The organism is Amycolatopsis sp. FDAARGOS 1241, assembly GCF_016889705.1.
Classification (GTDB): Bacteria; Actinomycetota; Actinomycetes; order Mycobacteriales; family Pseudonocardiaceae; genus Amycolatopsis.
In genome coordinates, this window is the sequence record NZ_CP069526.1 from 5,305,452 (window position 1) to 5,325,389 (window position 19,938).

A 19,938-nucleotide genomic window follows, 5' to 3' on the forward strand; every position below is an offset into this window, starting at 1 on the left:
CCAGTGGTTACCGCACACCCGCAGCGGCAAAGTGATGCGCCGCCTGCTCAAAGCCAGGGAGCTTGGACTCCCCGAGGGCGACGTGTCCACCTTGGAGGTCCGGGGATGAGCAGGCGACAGTCCGCGCAGAGCACTCGCGCGAAGCACCGCACGGAATTGCTGCGGCAGATGATCCGGATCCGGCGGTTCGAAGAACGCTGCATCGAGCTGTAGAGCACGGCGCGGATCCGCGGTTTCATGCAATCGTCCGGTGTACCTCGAGATGGCCGGAAACCTACGGCCCCCACGCAGCCCCACATCGACGACCAGGCGACCGTCGACGCATTCGCCCTCTGCGGTGGCGTCGACGTGCTGGTCCCCGAAGACTGGCGCGTCCAGGTCGGCGGGCTGCCGATCCTCGGCGGTTACGAGGACAGGACCGCCGACGGCGGAGCACTGCCGGACAACGCCCCCGTGCTGAAGGTCAACGCCACGACCCTGCTCGGCGGGGTCAAGGTCGCGCACGAACCGAGCTGAGCGCGGCGGTCAGCTCTCGACGTGGTGCACGAGCTCTTCGGTGGCCCGCCGCACCCGCGGCGGCTCCGGGCCCGCGCTGTGCCCGATCCGCATGAGCACCTGCGGCACCCCGATCAGCGCGAGATCTTCCGCGAGTTTCGTGCGCACCGCGTCAACGTGCAGGGGCTGGGTCAGCACGGCCCCCGCCAGGCCGAGGTCCACGGCCGTGAGCCACGCGCGTTCCAAAGCGTACCCGGCCTGGAGGTGGTCGCGGCGGGTGTCGCCGAGCGTGACAAGGACGAGCAGCGCACCGGCCGCGAGGCGCGCTTCGATTTCGGTCCAGTGCGGGACCTCGGTCGCCCGGTGGACCAGCCCCGCCCACGGCACCGCCCCGGCCGGGATGCGACCAGCGGGAATGCCGACGCCGTGGCGATGAGCAGGCTCGTCCCGGATCGTCCACAACGACAACTCGCGCTGGTACCCACTGTCGCGTTGGAACTTCTCCGCCGCGATGTGCAGCAGCTTGGCGACGGCCGCGAGGTCTGCCTCACCGGCGACCAGCCGGGCATCGACACCCCTCGTTCTGGCGGCCGATACGACCTGCCGGGCAGCGCTGTCGCGCACCGGTTGCAGGCCGAACGGCTTCCGGTGGCTCGCCCGGTGGGCGATCGCGCGGTGCAGCCGGACCTCTTCGTGCCTTGGCGCGGACAACCGCCGGGCATCGACCTGCGCGACCATTTCGGACCAGCTTTCCTTGGGCAGGAGGGTGACGTCGGCGGCCCGGCCCAGCGTCCGCACCGCCAGCTCCAGGTTCGCGACGGCTGCGCCGCACGACACGGATCGGTCCCGGCCGTCCGGGTCGTGGTGCGGCAGGACGAGATCACGCCGTTCACGCAGCCACGCCTGTCCCGGCGCGAGGTCCAGCAGCCACGGCTGGAGGTTGTGCACGGACGGTGCGCCGAGCACGGCGCGGGCGAGGTGCTCGGTCTCGGCGGCCGTCCAGGCCCCGGTTCGCACGGCGGTCACCTCTTCCTGCCGAGCCGGCCCGCGCCCGCGGCCCACAGGTCGCGGCGGTAACGCTGCAGGCGCCCGAGCAAGTCGTCCTCCGGACAGCCGAGTTCAGGCGGAACGGTGAGGACCGGCCTGGCGCCCCCGGCAAGCGCATCGAGGAACCGCGACAGCTGCGCCGGCTCCGGTACCAGCGCTCCGCCGACGTAGGCGACCACGAGGAGGTCCTCCCCGGAGTGGGTCTCGATGGCTACAGACCAGCCGTGCCGCTCATCCCACAACAGCGCTACGTCCCGCTCCGGGTGACGCGGCAGGCGCATCTCCAGCGCGATGTACACCGACGCTGACGGGTCCACATCGGTGGTGCACGACTCCTCGCCCACCCCCACCGCGGCGCTCACCTCGGCCACGTAGCCCGACAGCGCGCACAGGAACGCGTATTCCCGATCCTGATCGCTGGTGAGGGTGCGGGTCACGGCGTCGTTCCTCCGTCCGTCCCCCATTTCTGTCCGATGTGCTCGGGCAGGGCCGCCATCCGCCCCTATTGCCGGTCCGCCTCGTCCCCAGCACACCTCGCCCGACCGGTGCGCCGCTGCGGCCGGACGGCCCGCGTCCGGGTGACGAACGGCCTCAGCGGCATCCGGCGAGACGGCGTGGCGGCGCCGAAAACCACGGGGAGCAGCGCCAGGACGATGAGATGTTCCCCGTTCAGTAGTTGTGCAGTAGCACCACTAGCAAGCTAGGCCGCGACGAGTCACCGCGCACCGGGCTGAGGACCACGGACCCGGAACGGATAGGCGGTCGGGGCACTGACGTAGGACCCGGGCAAAAAGGCCTAGGTGTATTTGGCCATCAGGTTGGTGGTAGCCGGCTGGTGGGTGTGGGTGTCCGCCGAATGCGCTGTGGCGGCGTTGAGTGTTGTAGTACCCGAGCCAGGGTGCAAGGGCGGCGGTGCGTTCGGTGTTGCTGGTGAGGACCTCCGGTAGGCCATTCGGTTGCAGGGTGCGGTTGAGGCGCTCGATGCTCCTATATAGGCCGCTGTCGGAGGCGGGTTGAGCGTGGCCGTGGATGGTCGGGGAAGGTTGGCGTAGATTTCGCGGGCGATGTAGCGCTTCAAGCAGCGGATGATCTCGCGTTTGCTCAGGCCTTCTGCGGTGCGCCGTTCGACGTAGTGGCGGGTTGGTTGGTGACGACGCATCCGGACGATGGTGACGATGTAGAGGGCGCTGGTTTGCGCCGCGGTCGCCGCCGCGGCTGAGCCGGTGTCGGCCGGTCGGGCGACCGCTGCTGGCGGGTTGGGGCGCGACGCCGCAGAGCTTGGCGAAGGCGGCTTCGTTGCGGATGCGTTCGGCGTTGTCGCCGGCGGTGACGAGGAACTGGCCGGCGATCTCGACGCCGACGCCGTGCAGTTCGACCAGTTCGGGGGCCGCTGCGTGGACGAGGGCCTCGATCTGCTTGTTGAGGGCCTTGATCTCATCATCGAGCCGCTTCCAGCGGTGCGCCAGGTCCCGTAGGGCGCCCTTGACTCCGGCTGTCAATAGCCGGCCTGGGTCGGTTGCCAGGCCGAGCAGGTCCTCCTTCTCCGGCCGCAGCCGCAGGCATCGGTTGACCAGTGTCTTCTTGCTCAGCACGACGAGTTCGTCGCGCAGGGGTGAGGGTGACCCGATCATGACGCCCCACAGCGTGTTGAAGGTGTTGGTGCGTGCGTTGACTGCGCTGGAACCTCACCCGCAGGGTTCGGATGACCTCGATCAGGCCGGACTTGGCTTTGGGAATGGCGGTCGATGTCTGGCCGAGGATGGCTCGGGCGATCTGCTCGGCATCGAGCCGGTCGGACTTGCCATCCATGTGCCGTGCAGTCTGTTGGGCCGGTTGACCTCGACCACGCGAATCTCCCGGGCGGTAAAGAAGCGGGTCGGAGCCGCGCCGAAGGATCCGGTGCTCTCGACTCCGATCGTGACTACTTCGCCGTGTTCCTCAACCCATGCCAGAAGTCGGCGTAGCCGCGGTCATTGGCGGGGACCTCCCGATGGCCCAATAGGCGGCCCTGGCCATCGGTCGCAGCCGCGTAGTGGGTGTTCTTGCGGGTGTCGACGCCGCCGATCACGGCAACAGCTGCTGGTTCGATAGCCGTCTGGGTGGTCATGCCGGATGTGCTCCTCCGCCGGGGCTGATCTGACGGATGGAGCGAACCGGCCGGGCGGGCGACAAGCCTGTGACGGGGGTTTCTCACAAGCTCCTATCAGGTCAGTTCCGCCTGGCCGGTGCGCACCACGGCGCTGCAGCGAAGCCGGCCGACGAATCGAACGCAGGACACCACCATCGGTCGGTCATACCTCGGCCGGGGTCAGACCGGCCCCGACGCAGCGCCAGCACAAGTCTTCACACACTTTGCCGTTGGTCTGTGGGCGGTAGGGCCGGGTACGTTTGTGGATGATCTCCGCGTCGCGCAGCGTGTTGCGACACAGGCGTGAGCGGTAGGCCCAGGCATTGTCGGTGAGCACTCGTTCGATGGGGATGCCCAGGCTGGTGAACCAGGAGTGAGCGCGACGCAGGAATGTTGCGCAGGTCGCGGCGGTCTCGTCGGACAGGGTTTCGGTGTAGGCCAGGCGCGAGTGGTCGTCGAGAGCGGTGTGGAGGAAGGCGTATCCCATGCCGTTGCGGTTGCGGCGTCTCTCGACGCGTCCGCGGGTCCTGTGCCCGCCGCCGTCGGGGTTCGCCCGAGCTTTTTCACATCGAAGTGGACGAGTTCCCCGGGACGGGCTCGTTCGTAGCGGCGCACGGGTTCACCGATGGCGCGGTCGCAGGCGGCCAGGGACGGCATGCCGTGACGGCGTAGCACCGCGTGTGCAGTCGAGATCGCGATCCCGGTGCGCATGGCCCGCCGAGCCAGCCCGATCTTGTGCTCGCGCCGCAACGCCACGACCTGGCTCTCGATGAGGTCAGGAGTCCGATTCGGGCTGCGGTGCGGCCGACTGGAGCGGTCGACCATTCCTTCTGGCCCGCTCGTGCGGTAACGCTCGGCCCAGCGCGACGCTGTGGTGTGCGAGACCTGGAACCGCTCAGCCGCCCGCCGCAACGGCCAACCCTGCTCGACGACACACCGGGCAAGCCGCACCCTGCCAGTCGGCGTCAACCGGGCATTACCGTGGACCATGAGGACCTCCGGGAGTCGGTGCAGGTTGTGGTGATCCACACCGAAACCCGAGGTCCTCACCCATATCAAGATCATCACAGCCGTGTCGTCACGTCACCAACTCGCCCGGACAACACACCTAGCCACCCAACTCGAAGGAAGGAGTGCCGCCATCGCACACATCGCAGGAGGCGCCCGCGTTCGACTGGAACGCACCTGGCACGACGAGAAACGCACCGGCGGCCAAGACGGCCACGTCGAAGGCACCGTCGCCGAGTACACCGATCTCCGCGACGGGACAGGGACGCTGCTGCTCACCGATGTACCCGACGCCATGGGCGGCTACTGGCGTGCGCCGTGCTCCGATCCGGACCAGACCACCACCCTCGACGTACTCTGATCGGTCCGGATCGGCCTCTGCAATGCTACGTCTGCTCAGGTCCGTTCACCTGGCCGTCGTGTGGAGCCGGTGACGAAACCCGGCGACGGCATCCTGACGATCGACCACGCCTGGATAAGACCGCGGGCCGGTGGGCCACACCATCGCGGTGTGGCCCACCGGGCCTTTTCGTTTCAAGCGCTCCCGGCCATCGTCTGGGCAGCCCCACGACAAGGGCGCCCGCGGCGACGAGCTGTGCATTCGCAGACCCGCATCACTCTGATAAGTGGGTTCTCGGCGCATCCCGGCAGCTCCCGAACTGGACCGCCACAATGATGGAGAACGTACGTTCTCTACACTCGCGTGCATGGCAGCCGCACCCGGTGCCGGGGCTCCCCGGTACACCTCCTATCAGTCTGTACAGGCGTACAACTCGGCGTTCCCGAACGCGCAGATGCCGACCCGCGCCGGCGATCGCAACGCCCTTCGCAGCTTCACCCGCGCCGGCGCCGGGCTGGAGGACGACCTGACCGGCAGCGGCGTCAACCACACCCTCGACTTCCTTCCCGGTGGTGCGCCGGAGCCGGGTGATGCGGAGCCCGGCGGCCCCGACCGTGTCGGCACGGTCGTCGCGTCCCGCTGGGGTAACGGCCCCTACCTCGCGCTGGCGGACAAGGTCTCTCTCCGAGCCGCATGGAAGGCCATCATCATTGCCTGGCCCGACCGCCTGTCGGCCGCGGTCGACGCGTTGCGCCCCGTGATCGACGCGGGACAATCCCCCGCGCAAAGCGAGACGCCGACGCACTTCGCCTAGCTTGACCGACGCCAGGCACTCACGACGTCCGCGATCGTCACCGACGCTTGGTCCACATCGTCTTCATCGGCTTCGCTGCCGTCGGTCCATGGCGCATTTCTGGTGCCCTTTTGACCATCGACGTTCAGGAACGAACTCGCAGTTATGGGCAGGCCAGTCAGATTCGGCCCGCCGCGCTACCGGCATGGTCCGTCGTTCAGCCCACGGCGGCTTGAACGAGACGTAACCGAGCAGCGCGGCGCCGAGGCCTGCGATGGCGCTGACCATGACGTTGGCCGCAGCATAGAAGTAGCTTTTTTGTTCGACGAGGCGGAAGGTTTCGTAGCTGTACGTGCTGTAGGTGGTCAGCACGCCACAGAAGCCGGTGCCGAGGAGAGCGACCAACGATGCAGGTATTGCCGGGCCCGCTCCGGCAAGGCCGCCGAGGATCAGGCAGCCAACGAGGTTGAGGGTGAAGGTGCCCCAGGGAAAGAGGCTGTCGTGGCAGGCTTGCACCAAGCGGTCGGTGATGTACCGCATGGGCGCGCCGACCATGGCACCGACAAAGATGAGCGCTTTGGTCATAACACTTGTTTTCCGCGGTAGCGCAGGCTTTCGACCTCGTCGATCAGCACGGTGCCTTCGCTGACCAGTTCATCGAGTTCGGGCAGGAACGCACGAATGCGATCTTCCGTATCGACGGTGATCACGACGACGGGCAGGCTCTCGGCCAGGTCGAGGATGCGGTCGGCGTGGATGACCCAGGAGGTGCCGTAGCCTTCGCTGCCGCGCAACACTGTGGCGCCTGCCAGACCCGCTTCCTGAAGCCCGTTTGACGATCTCACGGAAGAGCGGTTGGTGGTGCCACATGTCGTCTTCGTCGATGAAGATCGCGAGTCTCAGTGCGTGTCCGAGTGGCTCCGTGTCATCCTGCCCTGTTCCCAGCGCCGCTCGAGCTGCTAACTCGTCGGGTGAGCCGACCACCCGCGATGACGGCGAGCATGGCGGAGATCAGGATGCCAGCGAGGTAGACGAAAGCCGGGCTCACCGTTCCGGCTGCAGCAGTCTCCGGGTTTCGGCCGCGTACGTAGAGAACGTGGTAAACCCTGGCGACGCCCACACCGAGGAACGGCCGCACGAGGCGGTGCGCCACCCAAACCTCGGCGATCAGCACCATGAGGACATCGATCAGAAAGCAACCAACCACGTTGGTGACGAACGTGCCCCACGGGAAGCGTCGCGGTTGCGTGGGCAGCCGTTCAGCGAGACCGTAACGCGAAACCGCTCCGACGCCACCGCCGACGGCAATCACGACAAGCACCGCACCATGTGTGCGAGCGACTTCGCGCCGCTGGGACGGGGCTCGGAGATCGAAAAGCGGATCGATCGCTCAGTTTGGTCGACGTCGCCGCTCACACAAGCCTCCTACTTGAGCCTGACAACCGCACTGGTCAAGTAGGGACTATTGGCGGCGCGGACCCCGCGGTTGTTCCAGAAACCTGAGCGGCGAGCCCCACGCCGCACTCCGCACAATAACCAGATGTTGATCGCGGCGCTGCGAGCTGCGCCTAGCGTCACTCCTCGTGGCGGGTTCAGTACGCCCGGTTGGCGAAACGCCTCCAGCGGCGGCGCACTCCGGCAGTGCAACGTCCGTTCTGTGCGACCGCTTGCACCGAGGGTGTCGCGGGCGCCGACCTTGTGGATCAGTCGGTGGGGCTGGTCTACGCGTCGAACTCTCCTGCGCCGCCGGGTTGATGTTGCTGTCGTGGTTCGCTACCGCCGCACCACGCGAAGCACCGTAGAAGGCAGACTGACGACAGCTCGGGTGATGGGCGTCACCTGCTCGACCACCAGTGCAGCTTGCGCTCGGGCCGGGTACAGCGGACTCTCTCGACATCGTCGAGCGTAATTGGCCCATTGACGGCGAGCCCGTCCAGCTGCGGCAGAAAGCCGCGGATGCGGTCCTCGGCGTCGGCGATCGTGATGAGTAGCGGCAGGTCGTTGCTGTGCCTGAACGGGTGCATGGTGTGGATCTGGGAGGAGGCGCCGTAGCCTTCGATACCGCGGATGACGGTGGCTCCGGCCAGTCCTGCCTGATGGGCGCGGCGCACGATCTCTGCGTAGAGGGACTTGTGGTGCCACCGGTCGCCCTCGCCGAGGTAAATCGACAACCGGAGCGCCCGTCGGGAAGTCTTCACTTGGTGAACCTCCTGGTCGCGAGGGCACGCGCCGACCAGAACCCATCAGCTTCCAGGGGAGCGGTTCGGGCTGGCAGCCCTGGCGGGGATCCATCACCACGCTCAGTACATCGCCTGTGAACGCCGCGGGTCAAGGGAGCGGGCGGGCGTTGACACACGCCCTCATCGGAGAGTGGCCAAGCTGGCCCGTAGGCGATGTCGCGGCGTCAGCGGCTGTTGAACAATCGACGTCGTTGCGCATGCACGCAGTAAGCTGCTCTCGGGTGCTTTCGCGCCCGGCGGTGGGGCTCGCCGGACCCAAACCGCGGCTACGGCCGCCAACAGTCCCTACCTGGCTCACGATCTCAGCGATCACAGGTAGGAGTGCGGTCGATGCCCCGTCTGAACCTTCCACTCCGGGCGTGCCGGTATGCCCCCGGATCAACCCGCCAGCGTCGACGGGACCACACGAGAACGGGTGGTCACACCGGCGCCGCTGCAACTGACTATGAGGAACACAGCGGGCATCGTTGTCAAAGCTGCTCACGACAGCGCCCTGGTCGCTTCCACGCCGACAGTTCGCTCGCCCTCACCCGTGTGTGTGGTCGGCTCGCCGGCAGTCGGATCCGCTGTTGGGGATCTCGACCCGCTGCTCGTTCATGGTGGTTGCATCATCGTCGCGTTTGGTCGGTGGGCCGTCGCCGCACACAACTGGAGCGTCGACAATCCCGCATGTTGTTTCACGTAATCCAACGTGCCCGACTCGAGGTGGCACACATCGTGGGGATAGATGACTACGAGAAGAAAACGCTGAATGACATAGAGCGACAGCTGACGCGCGAGAGTCCCCGGCTGGAACAGAGTTTCGCCGAATTCCGGCCGATCCCGAGCGCCGTTGCGTCCACTGGGCCCAGCGTGCTGACGCTGCTGGCTACCGGCCTGCTGGCCATGGTGGCCGGCGTGGAGCTGAGTTCACCGGTCATGATCATCACCGGCACGCTCATGACCACCGTCGTGCCCGCCGTGCTCGAGTGGATTCTCGACCGCCGCCGCCAACCGCCCCACCGTTAACCGCTCCGACGTGTCGCACCCGAAAAGTGCGGTGCTTAGAGCGTGTCTCGTTTGGATCTTTCCCGCTGGGCTGCAATGATCTTGTACCGTGATCGACTCGCTGTCGCAACGGCTGGTGCCCGATGACTTGTGGGCGTTGGTGGAACCGCTGGTCCCGCCGGCAAAGGAGCGTCCGCAGGGTGGTGGTCGTGCGCGGACTGATCCGCGGGCGGTGTTCACGGCGATCGTGTTCGTGTTGACCAGTGGTTGTGCGTGGCGGCACCTGCCGCCCTCGTTCGGGGTATCGGTGCCCACGGCGCACCGGACGTTCACCGAATGGACCGAGGCCGGGCTGTGGCGGCAGTTGCATCAGGCAGTGCTGGACGAACTGGGCGGCCGGGGTTTGATCGACTGGTCTCGCGCGGTCCTCGACGGAGCATCCGTCAGGGCCAAAAGGGGGGCGGTCTGACCGGTCCGAGCCCGGTCGACCGCGGCAAACCGGGCTCGAAGATCCACGTACTGTCCGACGGGGCCGGGCTGCCCCTGACCGTCGCGATCTCCGCGGCCAACACTCACGACAGCCACGCGCTCAGACCTCTGGTCAACGCGCTGCCGCCGATCCGATCGCGCCGCGGACCGCGGCGCCGGAAACCGGCCAAACTCCACTCCGACAAGGCCTACGACATCCCCGCCCTGCGCGCCTGGCTGCGCCAGCGCGGGATCGTCCCGCGCATCGCCCGCAAGGGCATCGAATCCGCCGAGAAACTCGGCAAACACCGGTGGGTGATCGAACGGTCCATCGCCTGGCTGACCGGCTACCGGCGACTGACCATCCGCTACGAACGCAAAGCCGGCCACTACCTCGCCTTCCTCACCCTCGCCGCCACCATCACCTGCCACAAGAAACTCGCCAAATGAGACAAGCTCTTAGCAACCGCTCGACTTGTCGGCGCAGCGCACCCCCGCCTGTGGCTGCTCCGGTGTAGTCGTCGACGCCGGCACCGCGGCCGTCGGCATCGGATCGCGATCGACTTCAGCACCCAGCCAGGCACACGTTGGTCGTCGCTACGAACGCGTGCCGAGCTCAACACCGACCAGTGCGACCCCGCTGTCCACCCGGGACGAAGCTGGTGCGGTGTGCAGTCGTCAGGACGGCTGCGGCGAACGCCCAACCGGCGAGCACGTCGCTGGGCCAAGGCACCCCCGGTACCAAGCGGCTGAGCCCGACCACGCCGGCCACCGACCAGGCCACTCTCCGCCGCAATCTGGGTAGCAGGGCGCTGGTGGCGAGCCCTGCGCCCAGCGTTGCCAACGTGGTGTGCTGAGACGGCCAACTCGGGCCTGACCACGGCGCGCCAGAGCCGCTCGGGCGGGCGCGGCCGGTTGATCGGCTCCGCCGGCGCGGCGCCCCGCGGTGGCGACGGTCAGCGCGCCGATCGCGCGCAGCGAGCATGCCCAGCTTCGAGACCGGATCGCAGCAGCCAGGGCCGAGACACCCACCGCTGTCCACACCACCGGAGTAGCACCGGCAAGCGTCACGGCGTGTGCGATCGGTACCAGGTCGTCGGGGGCGTGCCGGTGCACCCAGTCCACCATCTGGCCCCCGGGATACCGGCTCAGTCGGCCGCTTCCTACCCAGCTGCGCCGAGCCCGCTGGCCAAGTCCAGCGCCAGGACCCGGTCGACGTGCAGAAACGTCTCGAACTTCGCCCCAGGCGGCACGACGTCGTCGTCTTCCAGCTCGACGAGCCTCGTGATCACGCCCGCGATGTCGAGGTTGGCGTCGAACGCGGCCGTGCAGTCGGCGACGACATCGCGGGGCATCGGCGCCGAGGGCTGATCACCCCATTGAGCGATCCGCCGTCGCCACCGCCGGATCGTCGCCTGGGCGTGTTCCAGCGTCGCGGCGGTCAGCGACACCGGCCGGTCATAGCGCACGCCGATCAGGGCGAACCGGACCGCGAGATCCTCCCCGGCGTCCGGCGTGTCGTGATGTGGCGTACGCACCGGCCCGATCGACAACCGGACAGCTGCGGCCTGGTGCTGGGTGACCGCGGCGGCGTCAGCACCGGTGACGCAGATCTCCAGTGCGCGGGCAGGCGCGGCGTCGTCCGGCGTGGGCGCCGCGATCCAGAACCTGCCGAGCTGGCGGGCAAGCGCTGCGGACATGTCCGGGTCGGCTCGGTCGAGACCGGCCAGAGTGACGAAGACCTGCATCCCGTGCAGCTCCTCCAGCACCCGCCGCAGGAGGTCACCGGTCAGCAGAACCCGAGCCGTATCGAGCGAGTCCGGACGGCCGGACACGACCGCGCGCACGCGCACGACACCGCCGCTGCGCCGCCCGATCACCACGGCGCGTCCGGTAGGCGCGTCGACCAACTGCATGACGATCCTCTATTCGCCGTCGCAGGTACCGCGGTAAACGAGCCGGGACACCACCTGGCGAGGGCGGTGCCGCCCACCTCTACGAGATAGGTGATCGCAGTCGCCAATAGCTCTGCGCAGGCCTCGCACCAGAGACCGGCCTGGGCGTCCAGGACCACGATGCGCAGGCACACCGGGCCCGCGGACAAACCGGACTCGACCTCGCTCACGCGCGCCTCCTCCCGTCCGGGACAGAGGCCATCAGCGAAAAAGCTCCACGGTTGCGGCGAGCCTCATCGCCACGTCCACTATCGCGCCGGCAACCCGCCTACGACAAGACCACCGACTAGACCGTCGACGCTACAATCCCAAGCAGGTGATGGGGCTCACCGAAATCGCGGAGATGCCGCTAACGGCCCCTGACGACAGCGTGTGGGAGTCGGCATTGTTGTGGTCAGTGCATGCCGGCAAACGAGGCCGCCACCGGCGCCCCGGTCCGCCCGTGCACGATGACCTCGTCCGTCGCGAGTTCACCGCCCAGCGGCCGGCAGGCAGAAACTGAAGCTCGGGTCCCGTCGACAGGTGCGGCCGGCCCGGCAGATCTACGACGAACTCGGCGATGACGGCAAACGCCGCTAAACCGACGCCCATATCGCCGCCGAGTTCGGCGTCACCCGCCCCGCCACCTACCGACACCTGGGCAAGACCCTCGACACCACCCCAACGTCCGCCACGTCGTATCAAGCGACGACGCGCGGAGCGGAGAAGCCCGGTGCGGCCGCCTGCCCAACCGCGAGCCGCAGCAGCCGCCGCGTTGCCGCCGAAGGCGGACCTGCCCCAGTGCGGGTCGGCCGCGGACGTCCCGGCCGAAGCCCGTCGGCTGCCCGAAAGGTCACTGATACCGGTCCGCGCCGGCCTTTCGCCGGGCCCTGACAGGCCTCAGGCTGGTCGCATGACCGTCGCGGAGCCCTTGACCGGGCTGGATTTCCTGAGGGCGATGGTCGACGGGCGGAGCCCCCAAGCGGCGATCTGCCGGACGCTGGGGTTCGCGCTCGTCGACGCGACGGCGGAGGCAGCCGTGTTCGAAGGGATGGCGGGTGAGCACCTATACAACCCGATGAACACGGTGAACGGCGGGTTTCTCGCCACGCTGCTCGACGCCGCCACGGCATCCGCCGTGATCGCGCGGCTGCCGGCGGGGGTGGCGACGACCACTGCGCAGCTGAACGTGAACTTCGTCCGGCCGGTGTCAGCCCGCAGCGGGTTGTTGCGCGCCACGGGGACCGTCGTCCACATCGGACGCACGATGGCCACCGCGGAGGGTCGGGTGGAGGGCGTCGACGGCAAGCTCTACGCCCACGGTACGGCCACGTGCGCGGTGTTCCCCGCAGCGGCGTGACGGACGATCTTGTCGCGCCGCTACTTCGACGCTGCTCAGCCGCCCGCTGCTCATCGACCGTGAGCTGACGTCGCGGGCCGCCCGCTACACCTATCTGCACTCCGCCGTCGACGGCTACTCACGCCTGGCCGACACCGAAGCCCTGCCCGACGAAACCGCCCGAATCGCGATCGGGTTCACCCACCGCCCCCGGGCGTTCTTCGCCCGCCACGTCATCACCCACATCCACCGCCTCGTCACCGACAACGGCGCCTGCCACCGCGCGAACGACTTCGCCACCGTGCTACGCGGCGCCCGACACCAACGGATCACGCCCTACACCCCGCGTCACAACGGCAAGATCGAACGCTACAACCGGATCCTGGCCGAAGAGTTCCTCTACGCCCACGTCTGGACCAGCGAAGCCCATCGCCCCACGGCCCTGACCGTCTGGAACGTGCATTACAACTGACGTGATGGCATGGGCCCGGGCCTCGGTGCTGCAGTCTGAGGTCAAGGGATCGTGGCCGGGTTTGCTCGACTACAACCTGCCGTCGAAGGTTGGCTCAATGGTAGCTTGCGCCCGCCGCGATCCCGCTGCGCGGAGTGGCTCAAGAGAGGTCTGCAACGCCGGACGTCAGTCTGCCCTCCTCGCTTCTTTCCGTTTCAGCGAAGGGAAATCTGGTTGGCATGGACCGTGACGTCGTCATCGGCATCGACCCACACAAGACCAGCTGGTATGCAGTAGTGGTCGACAGCCGACACCAGCTGCTCGAAGAACTCAGGGTGCCGGCAAGCCGAGCCGGCTACCGTGAACTACATCGCCTGGCCCGACGTTGGCCGGGCATCCGCTGGGCGATCGAGGGCAGCAGCGGCCTGAGCCGGCCGTTGACCCAGCGATCGATCGACGACGACATCGCCGTCCTGGACGTGCCGTCCAAACTCAGCAGCCGGGTGCGCCAACTGGCCACCGGGCACGGCCGCAAGACCGACCAGGTCGACGCCCGCTCAGTCGCGGTCGCCGCGCTCACCGGCGCCGACCGACAGCATCGTCAGGACGACCACGCCGAAACCCTGCGGCTGCTCACTGAACACCGAGATGAGCCCGTCCGACGCCGCACCCAGGTCATCAATCGGCTGCATGTCCTCCTGTCGCATTTGCTTGACGGTGGAGCACCTGCATCGTTGACGGCCGACCGCGCCGCTGCGCTGCTCGGCCGGATCCGCCGGGCCCGTGGGGCACGAGCCACCCGACGGACCCTCGCGGTCGACTTGGTCGCCGAAGTCCGCCATCTCGACAAGAAGATCGCCACCGCAGATCAACGAGTGGCAGACGCCGTAGCCGAGACCGACCCAGCGTTGTTGCAGTTACCCGGAGTCGGCCCCATCCTGACCGCGCGCATCATCGGTCGTGTCGGATCGCTCGACCGGTTTCCCAGCGCCAACCACTTCGCGTCCTACTGCGGCACCGCGCCCATCGAGGTGTCCTCCGGCGATGTCAGACGCCACCGACTATCCCGCTGCGGAGACCGGCAGCTCAACCACGCAGTGCATCTCATCGCCCTCAGCCAGGTCCGCTGCCACGCCCCAGCAAGGACCTACTACCAGCGCAAACGCGCAGACGGCAAAGGACACCGCGAAGCCATGCGCTGCCTCAAACGGCGGCTTGCCTCTGTCATCTATCGCTACCTCACAGCCGACCAACGGGCCGCAACACCAGCCGCGGCTTGACAGAGAGGAGCTACCATCGACCACACACCGCCGCCGGAGACCAGCCACCGGTCACCCGGCTCCACACCGGCGTCACCAACGTCAGGGCCTCATACAACTAGACGTCATCGGGCACAGGACGCTGTTCACTGACCGACTGGCGGGCGACGGCTAGCAGTGCGGCGTGGTGGACCAGCTTGGCCCGAGCACGGCCGGTCCGTTTGCCCTCGTTGAGCTCGTGCTCGTCGATTGCTTTCCACGCTCGAATGTCGAAAGCAGCAGGCAATTCCAACGGGGTCTCCAAAAGTTTGGCGTTTGGCTCGATCAAGACGTCAGCGAGGAAGTCCTCCACGAGGCATGCCACGGTCTGCTTCGCGCAGTACTTATTCGTGCCGATGACGCCGGACGGGCCGCGCTTGATCCAGCCCGTCACATAGGTGCCCGTCACACGCTTACCGGACTCGAAGTCGATGACTCGTCCGCTACGATTCGGGATCGTTCCGCGGCGCGCGTCGAACGGAACGGATCCAAGTGGGTTGCCTCGGAAGCCGACCGATCGGATGACCAGCCCACATTCAAGCTGGTCGAACTCGTCCGTCGGGACGGTTCGGACGCCTGAGCCATCGGCAACCAGCGTGTTGCGCACTAGACGGATCCCACTCACCTTATCTTGGCCGAGCAGTCCCTCGGGCGATGCACAGAAGCGAAACACGACCCGCCGTTCATGACCGGGTGGGCGTCCCGTGAGTTCGGACAAGCGAGCTACCTTCTGCGCGGACGCGAAGTCCAAGTGACGATTGGTGTACTGGATGCTGTCGAGCCCTGCGGGGTCGACGACGACGTCAAGTTCGGGCACGCTGAGCAACCCCAACAACTCGCCGTTCGTGAAGGCCGCCTCGGCCGGGCCGCGACGTCCGACGATGACGACCTCGCGGATGCGGCTGGTCGACAGTAGTTCGACTGCGTGCCGAGCGATGTCGGTGCGGGCCAAGCGGGCCGGGCTGTTAAGCAGTACACGTGCGATATCGATGGCAACGTTGCCGTTGCCGATCACGACCGCACGATCGGCCGACAAGTCGAAGTCCCGGTCGGCGTAGTCAGGATGTCCGTTGTACCAGGAGACGAATTCGGTGGCTGAGTGGCTGCCCGGTAGGTCCTCGCCGGGGATGCCCATGGTCCGAGGTTCCATCGCCCCGATCGCGTAGATGACGGCGTGGTAGTGCTCGGACAGTTGCTCGGGCGAGACGTCACGCCCGACCTCGACATTGAGCCATAGCCGAAATCTCGGGTCTTGAGTCATCCGCTCGAAGCCGTCCACGACCTTCTTCGTCGCCAGATGATCGGGTGCCACGCCGAATCGAACGAGGCCCCACGGCGTCATCAGACGTTCGAACATGTCGACACGCACCGACACGTCTCGACGCGAGAGGAGTTCCTCGGCCGCGTAGCAGCCGGCTGGTCCTGATCCGATGATGGCAACTCGGAGTTCTCGCGTCGTGGCCGTCGCAGGGATCCGTGGTTCTGAAGCGATTGGAGCCGGTTCTGCTACTTGCGGCCGACGCTCATGGTACGCCGCGTTGAGCTCAGCGAAGACGAGTTCGCCAGGCGTCAGGGCGAAGTCCGGACGGATTGCATCTACCGGGCACGCAACCTGACAGGATCCGCAGTCGATGCACATCTCAGGATCGATATAGAGCATTTCCGTCGTCGCGTAGGACGGGTCGTCTGGCCGCGGGTGAATGCAGTCAACTGGGCATGCGGAAACGCACGCAGCGTCGTTGCAGCAATGCTGGAGAATGACGTATGACACAGGTGTTTCCGCTCTCCGATATATGCGTCCAGATCCGGCGAAATCGCCAATTAACTCGAGTGTTTCTCAACAGCACGAATTCGAATAGGGACGTTGCTCATGAGCGGTTGCCCCGAATATGGATCGAAGAAGTCAGTCGTGCTGAGCAGCCGAGCGACGCTGCTTCCGATCTCGCGGACGCGCGCGTCGTCCAGCGGCGTCCCTCCGAAACCGAACGCCATCGAGACAGTCCCCTCACGAAGGTCGCGATCGACGTCCACGATGGCGCGAATTACTCCGTGCGCAGACTCGATCGCGACCTCATCACCTTTGGCCAGGTCCAACGCCGCAAAATCGTTCGCGCTCAGGAAGGCCGAGTTGACGGGGGGATACCCGTCAGCGCAGTGAGCGTTGTACGAGGAGTTCACCACGTGCATCAGCCGGCGGTTGATGAGCCGGAAGGGGTAGGTAGTATCTGCCGGCTCATCGGAAGTCGGCGCATGCGCGGCGAGGTCACGCAACATATCGAGATTGCCGACATCCAGCCGACCCGTCCAGCCGGGCTCCTTCGGCTCGACGACGACGGGTGGATCGGCGGGGAAGAACGCGCCGTGCGGGTGACGTTTCAGCTCCTCGAGCGTCACCCGAGAGCCCTGTGACAGCGTCGTCACCAGTTCGTCCGGCGTCGGGGTACGCTGCATATCGAGCGCCACCTTCTCCCCGCCTGCCGTGGTGACGGTCAGAGAGAGGCCCATGCGCCGCGCCAAGCCATAAAAGACTTCCCAGTCCTCGACGACCTCCGAGCCGGCCGGCGGCTCCACGATCGGGTCGCTGTACTGCGCGTAGTCCGCGGGGAAGCCATAGCCTGTCGCGTAGATGCTGCTCGACCCTTCGATCTTGAGAGTGTGACCAGCCATTTCAGGGCTCATCCGTGGCGCGATCACATAGTCGGCCCAGACGGCCGTCTGAGACAAGAACGGATCGATCTGGACGAGCAGGTCGAGGTTTCGCATCGCGTCGATTGTCTGCAACTGGTCGGGAAACGCAGCTACCGGATTGCCGCCGCAACTCAACAGAGCACGGACTCGACCTGGCCCGTCGAGCAGGATCTCCTCGGCGAGAGTTGCACTCGGCATGCCAGCGGACGTGAGCCCGAGCCCCCGGAGACGCGATGGCTCCCCGTAACCGTAGGCCGGCGCAGGATCAGCCGCCTGCGCACGGGGTATCTTGGCCGCGGTGAGCACGCCGAGGTGATCGATAGTTTCGCCCGCCTTGAGCCAGTGGCCGCAGATTGTGTCCAGGCAAAGAGTCAGGTACTCCAGCAGGGTGCCATGTCCGGCGAAGTGCGGGCCCGTCCCAGCGACGGCGTAGCCGCGGCCGGCGTGTCCGAAGATCCGGGCAGCCCGAACGAGATCGTGCGCCGAGATCCCAGCGTGCGCGGCGACAGTCCCGACGTCGAACGGACGCACGGCTGCGGCGAGTTCGTCAACGTTTCGCACGTCCTCGTCTGTGAACCTCTTGTCGTAAAGCCCTTCCTGCAGAATCACCTTGATCATTGCAGCCACGATCGGGATATCGTGCCCGGGCCGAGGCTGCAAGTGGAGCGTGGCGCGCTTCGCAACGTCCGAGCGTCGAGGGTCGATGACGATCAATTCGGTGCCGGATCGAAGCCGCTCGTTCAGCCAGTTCGCGGGATGGCCGTTCGGAAGCCCGCCGTTGCCGTTCACGAACGGGTTGATCCCCAGCATCATGATCACCCGCGGGTCGGAGAAGCCCTGCGGTGGCGCCATCCACCGGCCTAGCATCGCCCAGGCGATGGGCCGCCCAGGCTTGTCGACTGACAAAGCACCGAAGTTCATCGGCGTCCCGAGCGCGTTGGCGAAAGCCTTCATGAGTGGGCCAGCCGGGATGTTCTGCATCTGCGTGCCGTAATAAGTAGCGATCGAACGCGGGCCGTGTTCCTCGCAGATCGCTTGCAGACGTCGTGCGATCTCATCCAAGGCACGCCCGAAGGGGATCGGCTCGTAATGACCGGCCGGATTACGCTTGAGTGAGCGCAAGAGGCGGTTCGGGCCGTTGATAATTTCGGGCATGGCCCGGCCCTTTAGGCAGGTGTAGCCCGCAAACAGAGGGTTATCAGGATCTCCCGCTATCGAGACCAGCCGCCCGTCTACGACCTCGGCGATAATCGGGCAGCCCTTATTGCAAACCCGACACACCGAATGCCGAAAATCGGCCCCTTCGCCCACCATTTAGCCGACTCTAGCGGCATCCTACACCTCAGTCAATACGTGCGTTGACGACCGGCTTGCGCGGACCCTGCGTCCAGAAGAGTCGTCGCGGAGCTGGTCGGTGATCAGCGGAAGTCCCCAACGGATCGCGAGGACAGTCTCGGCAGCGGCGAAGTGAGACTTCGCGTACTCGTCGCGGTGCCACTGGGTGGCCTGCGTGATCGCGCCCTCGGCCCGCCGCGTCGCCTCGGCGATGCAGGCCGCCAGACGAGGCTGCGAGACGCGTCGTTCCTCGGCCAGTTGGCGGCGGGCCTCGGCCGTACGTTCCGCGCCGGCCCGAGCCTCGGCAGCCTGCAGGGTCTCTTGTTCGAGCTCCTGGCGCAACTGCTGGATCTCCGCGGCGACGGACCGCTCGGCCTGGGCGTGGCGCGACCGGGCCTTTTTTCCGCGGGTCACGACAAGACCTCCTCGTCTTCACTGTTCACCGCGGTCACGAAGGCCTCCAGCGCGGCCCGGACGTCGTCGTAGAACACGCGCTGCGCCGCGTGCACGCGGACGTGGATCGCCCTCCCCCAGCTCGGCGACCTAGACCCGGATCAGCAGCCGCGATACCGCGACCATGAGCTCGTCGGCATCCACGCCGGCGCGGTCGATCTTGCGCCGGGCGCGGTCCATCTCCACCGACATCTCCGCATCACGATCGCGCCGGGTCTGGGCGATCTCGGCCTGCAGCCGACCCAGCTGGCGAGCTTGCTGTTCGTCGGCTTCACGCCGCGCGCGCAGTGCCTGCAGGTCGCGGCGCAACGCGTCACGTTCGGTGATGCCCCCGTCCTCACCTGCACCACCGTGCCAGACAACTCCGCGCGGGGATCATGAACTGATCCGGGCACGCGGCCAGGTTCATACGATCAGCGCACACGGGACAAGGGCGTAACCCACCACGGCAGGCCCTCGCGGGTCTCAGTGACGAACGTGTACCGCCAGGTCCCGAACTTGACTCTGTCGCGGACGAACCGGGGCCTGGTCAGACTTCATCGTCCTTGCCAAGACGGTGTCCACTGGGTCGTCGATGGCCAGTCGGACCGGGGAAGCGCTCCACACCGATGGGCTCGACAACCGGCGTGCGAGCACTTCTTAACGCTGTTGCGTTCGATCCACACACTGCTGCTGGGTTTCGCGGTGGTGGCCCTTCACCAACGGTGGTCGGACAGGCCGCCCTGCTCTTCCGCCGGATGTTGCGCGCAACCTCCGACGGAAGAGCCTCAAGCGATCGCCCCGGCAACCTCAGCAGCACGACCGGCCCGGGAACCGCCCGAACCGACCGTTCGAAGCCGCCGCAACAGACTTGATCCGCGTGTCGGATCGGTCCTACTCTTCAGCGTCGATGACTGCCGAGGAGGACCAAACCAATGCGAGTCGCCAACCGTAG

At 66.8% G+C, this 19,938-nt stretch carries 20 protein-coding genes, 4 pseudogenes and 2 riboswitches; of the genes and pseudogenes, 8 read left to right on the forward strand and 16 right to left on the reverse strand.

Features of this window, described 5'->3' with window-relative positions:
* The first annotated feature begins 348 nt into the window (after positions 1-348).
* Entirely contained in the window at positions 349-516 is a 168-nt protein-coding gene (locus I6J71_RS26055; RefSeq protein ID WP_204089260.1) for a hypothetical protein, read from the forward strand.
* 9 nt (positions 517-525) lie between these two features.
* Here the strand turns inward: I6J71_RS26055 and I6J71_RS26060 are convergent, their stop codons facing one another.
* The 6 genes and pseudogenes from I6J71_RS26060 to I6J71_RS26080 form a co-directional block, all read right to left on the reverse strand.
* Positions 526-1,512: a nitroreductase gene (locus I6J71_RS26060; RefSeq protein ID WP_204089261.1), complete on the reverse strand. Its 987-nt coding sequence runs from the start codon at positions 1,510-1,512 to the stop codon at positions 526-528.
* 5 nt (positions 1,513-1,517) lie between these two features.
* The gene (locus tag I6J71_RS26065; RefSeq protein ID WP_239153914.1) at positions 1,518-1,979 is read right to left on the reverse strand and encodes a DUF6292 family protein; all 462 of its coding nucleotides are present in this window, start codon (positions 1,977-1,979) and stop codon (positions 1,518-1,520) included.
* Between the two features lie 376 nt (positions 1,980-2,355).
* Positions 2,356-2,525: pseudogene (locus I6J71_RS48865) on the reverse strand (integrase core domain-containing protein); the annotation flags it as partial.
* A 270-nt stretch (positions 2,526-2,795) separates the two neighbouring features.
* Positions 2,796-3,173 (reverse strand): annotated as a pseudogene (locus I6J71_RS51090) (IS110 family transposase); the annotation flags it as partial.
* Positions 3,174-3,463: 290 nt separating this feature from the next.
* Positions 3,464-3,649: a hypothetical protein gene (locus tag I6J71_RS26075; protein ID WP_204089263.1), complete on the reverse strand. Its 186-nt coding sequence runs from the start codon at positions 3,647-3,649 to the stop codon at positions 3,464-3,466.
* Between the two features lie 241 nt (positions 3,650-3,890).
* Positions 3,891-4,660: pseudogene (locus I6J71_RS26080) on the reverse strand (IS481 family transposase); the annotation flags it as partial.
* A gap of 82 nt (positions 4,661-4,742) precedes the next feature.
* Here I6J71_RS26080 and I6J71_RS26085 point away from each other — a divergent pair.
* Both I6J71_RS26085 and I6J71_RS26090 read left to right on the forward strand, forming a co-directional pair.
* Positions 4,743-5,039 carry a hypothetical protein gene (locus I6J71_RS26085; protein WP_204089264.1) on the forward strand — a complete coding sequence of 99 codons (297 nt, stop codon included), beginning with the start codon at positions 4,743-4,745 and terminating at the stop codon, positions 5,037-5,039.
* Between the two features lie 346 nt (positions 5,040-5,385).
* Entirely contained in the window at positions 5,386-5,832 is a 447-nt protein-coding gene (locus I6J71_RS26090; RefSeq protein WP_204089265.1) for a hypothetical protein, read from the forward strand.
* Positions 5,833-5,895: 63 nt separating this feature from the next.
* Here the strand turns inward: I6J71_RS26090 and crcB are convergent, their stop codons facing one another.
* The 4 genes from crcB to I6J71_RS26110 all read right to left on the reverse strand — a co-directional run bounded on the left by crcB (position 5,896) and on the right by I6J71_RS26110 (position 8,009).
* Positions 5,896-6,396: a fluoride efflux transporter CrcB gene (gene crcB / locus I6J71_RS26095; RefSeq protein ID WP_204089266.1), complete on the reverse strand. Its 501-nt coding sequence runs from the start codon at positions 6,394-6,396 to the stop codon at positions 5,896-5,898.
* Positions 6,393-6,608 carry a DUF190 domain-containing protein gene (locus tag I6J71_RS26100; RefSeq protein WP_370541976.1) on the reverse strand — a complete coding sequence of 72 codons (216 nt, stop codon included), beginning with the start codon at positions 6,606-6,608 and terminating at the stop codon, positions 6,393-6,395. Before I6J71_RS26100 ends, crcB begins: the two co-directional genes overlap by 4 nt.
* A 128-nt stretch (positions 6,609-6,736) precedes the next feature.
* Positions 6,737-7,132, reverse strand: a complete 396-nt coding sequence (locus I6J71_RS26105) for a CrcB family protein (protein WP_239155631.1) — start codon at positions 7,130-7,132, stop codon at positions 6,737-6,739.
* Between the two features lie 514 nt (positions 7,133-7,646).
* A complete protein-coding gene (locus I6J71_RS26110; protein WP_204089267.1) occupies positions 7,647-8,009 on the reverse strand; it encodes a DUF190 domain-containing protein in 363 nt (120 codons plus the stop codon).
* 747 nt (positions 8,010-8,756) lie between these two features.
* On the opposite strand from I6J71_RS26110, the gene I6J71_RS26115 reads away from it, so the two are divergent.
* The gene (locus I6J71_RS26115) at positions 8,757-9,059 is read left to right on the forward strand and encodes a DUF3040 domain-containing protein (protein ID WP_204089268.1); all 303 of its coding nucleotides are present in this window, start codon (positions 8,757-8,759) and stop codon (positions 9,057-9,059) included.
* A 100-nt stretch (positions 9,060-9,159) separates the two neighbouring features.
* Positions 9,160-9,956, forward strand: a protein-coding gene (locus I6J71_RS26120) for an IS5 family transposase (RefSeq protein WP_204096803.1) whose coding sequence is annotated in 2 segments (ribosomal slippage) — positions 9,160-9,490 and positions 9,490-9,956 — 798 coding nt in all. Because the reading frame shifts where the segments join, the coding sequence is not laid out codon by codon here.
* Between the two features lie 166 nt (positions 9,957-10,122).
* Here I6J71_RS26120 and I6J71_RS51095 read toward each other — a convergent pair.
* Complete coding sequence (locus tag I6J71_RS51095) at positions 10,123-10,491, reverse strand: phosphatase PAP2 family protein (protein WP_370542228.1); 369 nt, start codon at positions 10,489-10,491, stop codon at positions 10,123-10,125.
* A gap of 178 nt (positions 10,492-10,669) precedes the next feature.
* Complete coding sequence (locus I6J71_RS26130; RefSeq protein ID WP_204089270.1) at positions 10,670-11,422, reverse strand: hypothetical protein; 753 nt, start codon at positions 11,420-11,422, stop codon at positions 10,670-10,672.
* Between the two features lie 224 nt (positions 11,423-11,646).
* A riboswitch (Fluoride riboswitch) is annotated at positions 11,647-11,711 on the reverse strand.
* A 56-nt stretch (positions 11,712-11,767) separates the two neighbouring features.
* A riboswitch (Fluoride riboswitch) is annotated at positions 11,768-11,830 on the forward strand.
* Positions 11,831-12,353: 523 nt separating this feature from the next.
* On the opposite strand from I6J71_RS26130, the gene I6J71_RS26135 reads away from it, so the two are divergent.
* The 3 genes and pseudogenes from I6J71_RS26135 (at position 12,354) to I6J71_RS26145 (ending at position 14,510) form a co-directional block, all read left to right on the forward strand.
* Positions 12,354-12,800: a PaaI family thioesterase gene (locus I6J71_RS26135; protein WP_204089271.1), complete on the forward strand. Its 447-nt coding sequence runs from the start codon at positions 12,354-12,356 to the stop codon at positions 12,798-12,800.
* Between the two features lie 85 nt (positions 12,801-12,885).
* Positions 12,886-13,248, forward strand: a pseudogene (locus I6J71_RS26140) (integrase core domain-containing protein); the annotation flags it as partial.
* 221 nt (positions 13,249-13,469) lie between these two features.
* Complete coding sequence (locus tag I6J71_RS26145) at positions 13,470-14,510, forward strand: IS110 family transposase (protein WP_204089272.1); 1,041 nt, start codon at positions 13,470-13,472, stop codon at positions 14,508-14,510.
* 97 nt (positions 14,511-14,607) lie between these two features.
* On the opposite strand, the gene I6J71_RS26150 is transcribed toward I6J71_RS26145, so the two are convergent.
* The 4 genes from I6J71_RS26150 to I6J71_RS26165 all read right to left on the reverse strand — a co-directional run bounded on the left by I6J71_RS26150 (position 14,608) and on the right by I6J71_RS26165 (position 19,313).
* On the reverse strand, positions 14,608-16,299 hold the full coding sequence (locus I6J71_RS26150; RefSeq protein WP_204089273.1) for an FAD-dependent oxidoreductase: 1,692 nt from the start codon (positions 16,297-16,299) through the stop codon (positions 14,608-14,610).
* Between the two features lie 50 nt (positions 16,300-16,349).
* Positions 16,350-18,530: a molybdopterin-dependent oxidoreductase gene (locus tag I6J71_RS26155; protein WP_204089274.1), complete on the reverse strand. Its 2,181-nt coding sequence runs from the start codon at positions 18,528-18,530 to the stop codon at positions 16,350-16,352.
* Positions 18,531-18,551: 21 nt separating this feature from the next.
* Complete coding sequence (locus tag I6J71_RS26160; RefSeq protein ID WP_204089275.1) at positions 18,552-18,965, reverse strand: hypothetical protein; 414 nt, start codon at positions 18,963-18,965, stop codon at positions 18,552-18,554.
* A 129-nt stretch (positions 18,966-19,094) separates the two neighbouring features.
* Positions 19,095-19,313, reverse strand: a complete 219-nt coding sequence (locus I6J71_RS26165) for a hypothetical protein (protein WP_204089276.1) — start codon at positions 19,311-19,313, stop codon at positions 19,095-19,097.
* Positions 19,314-19,938: the final 625 nt, after the last annotated feature.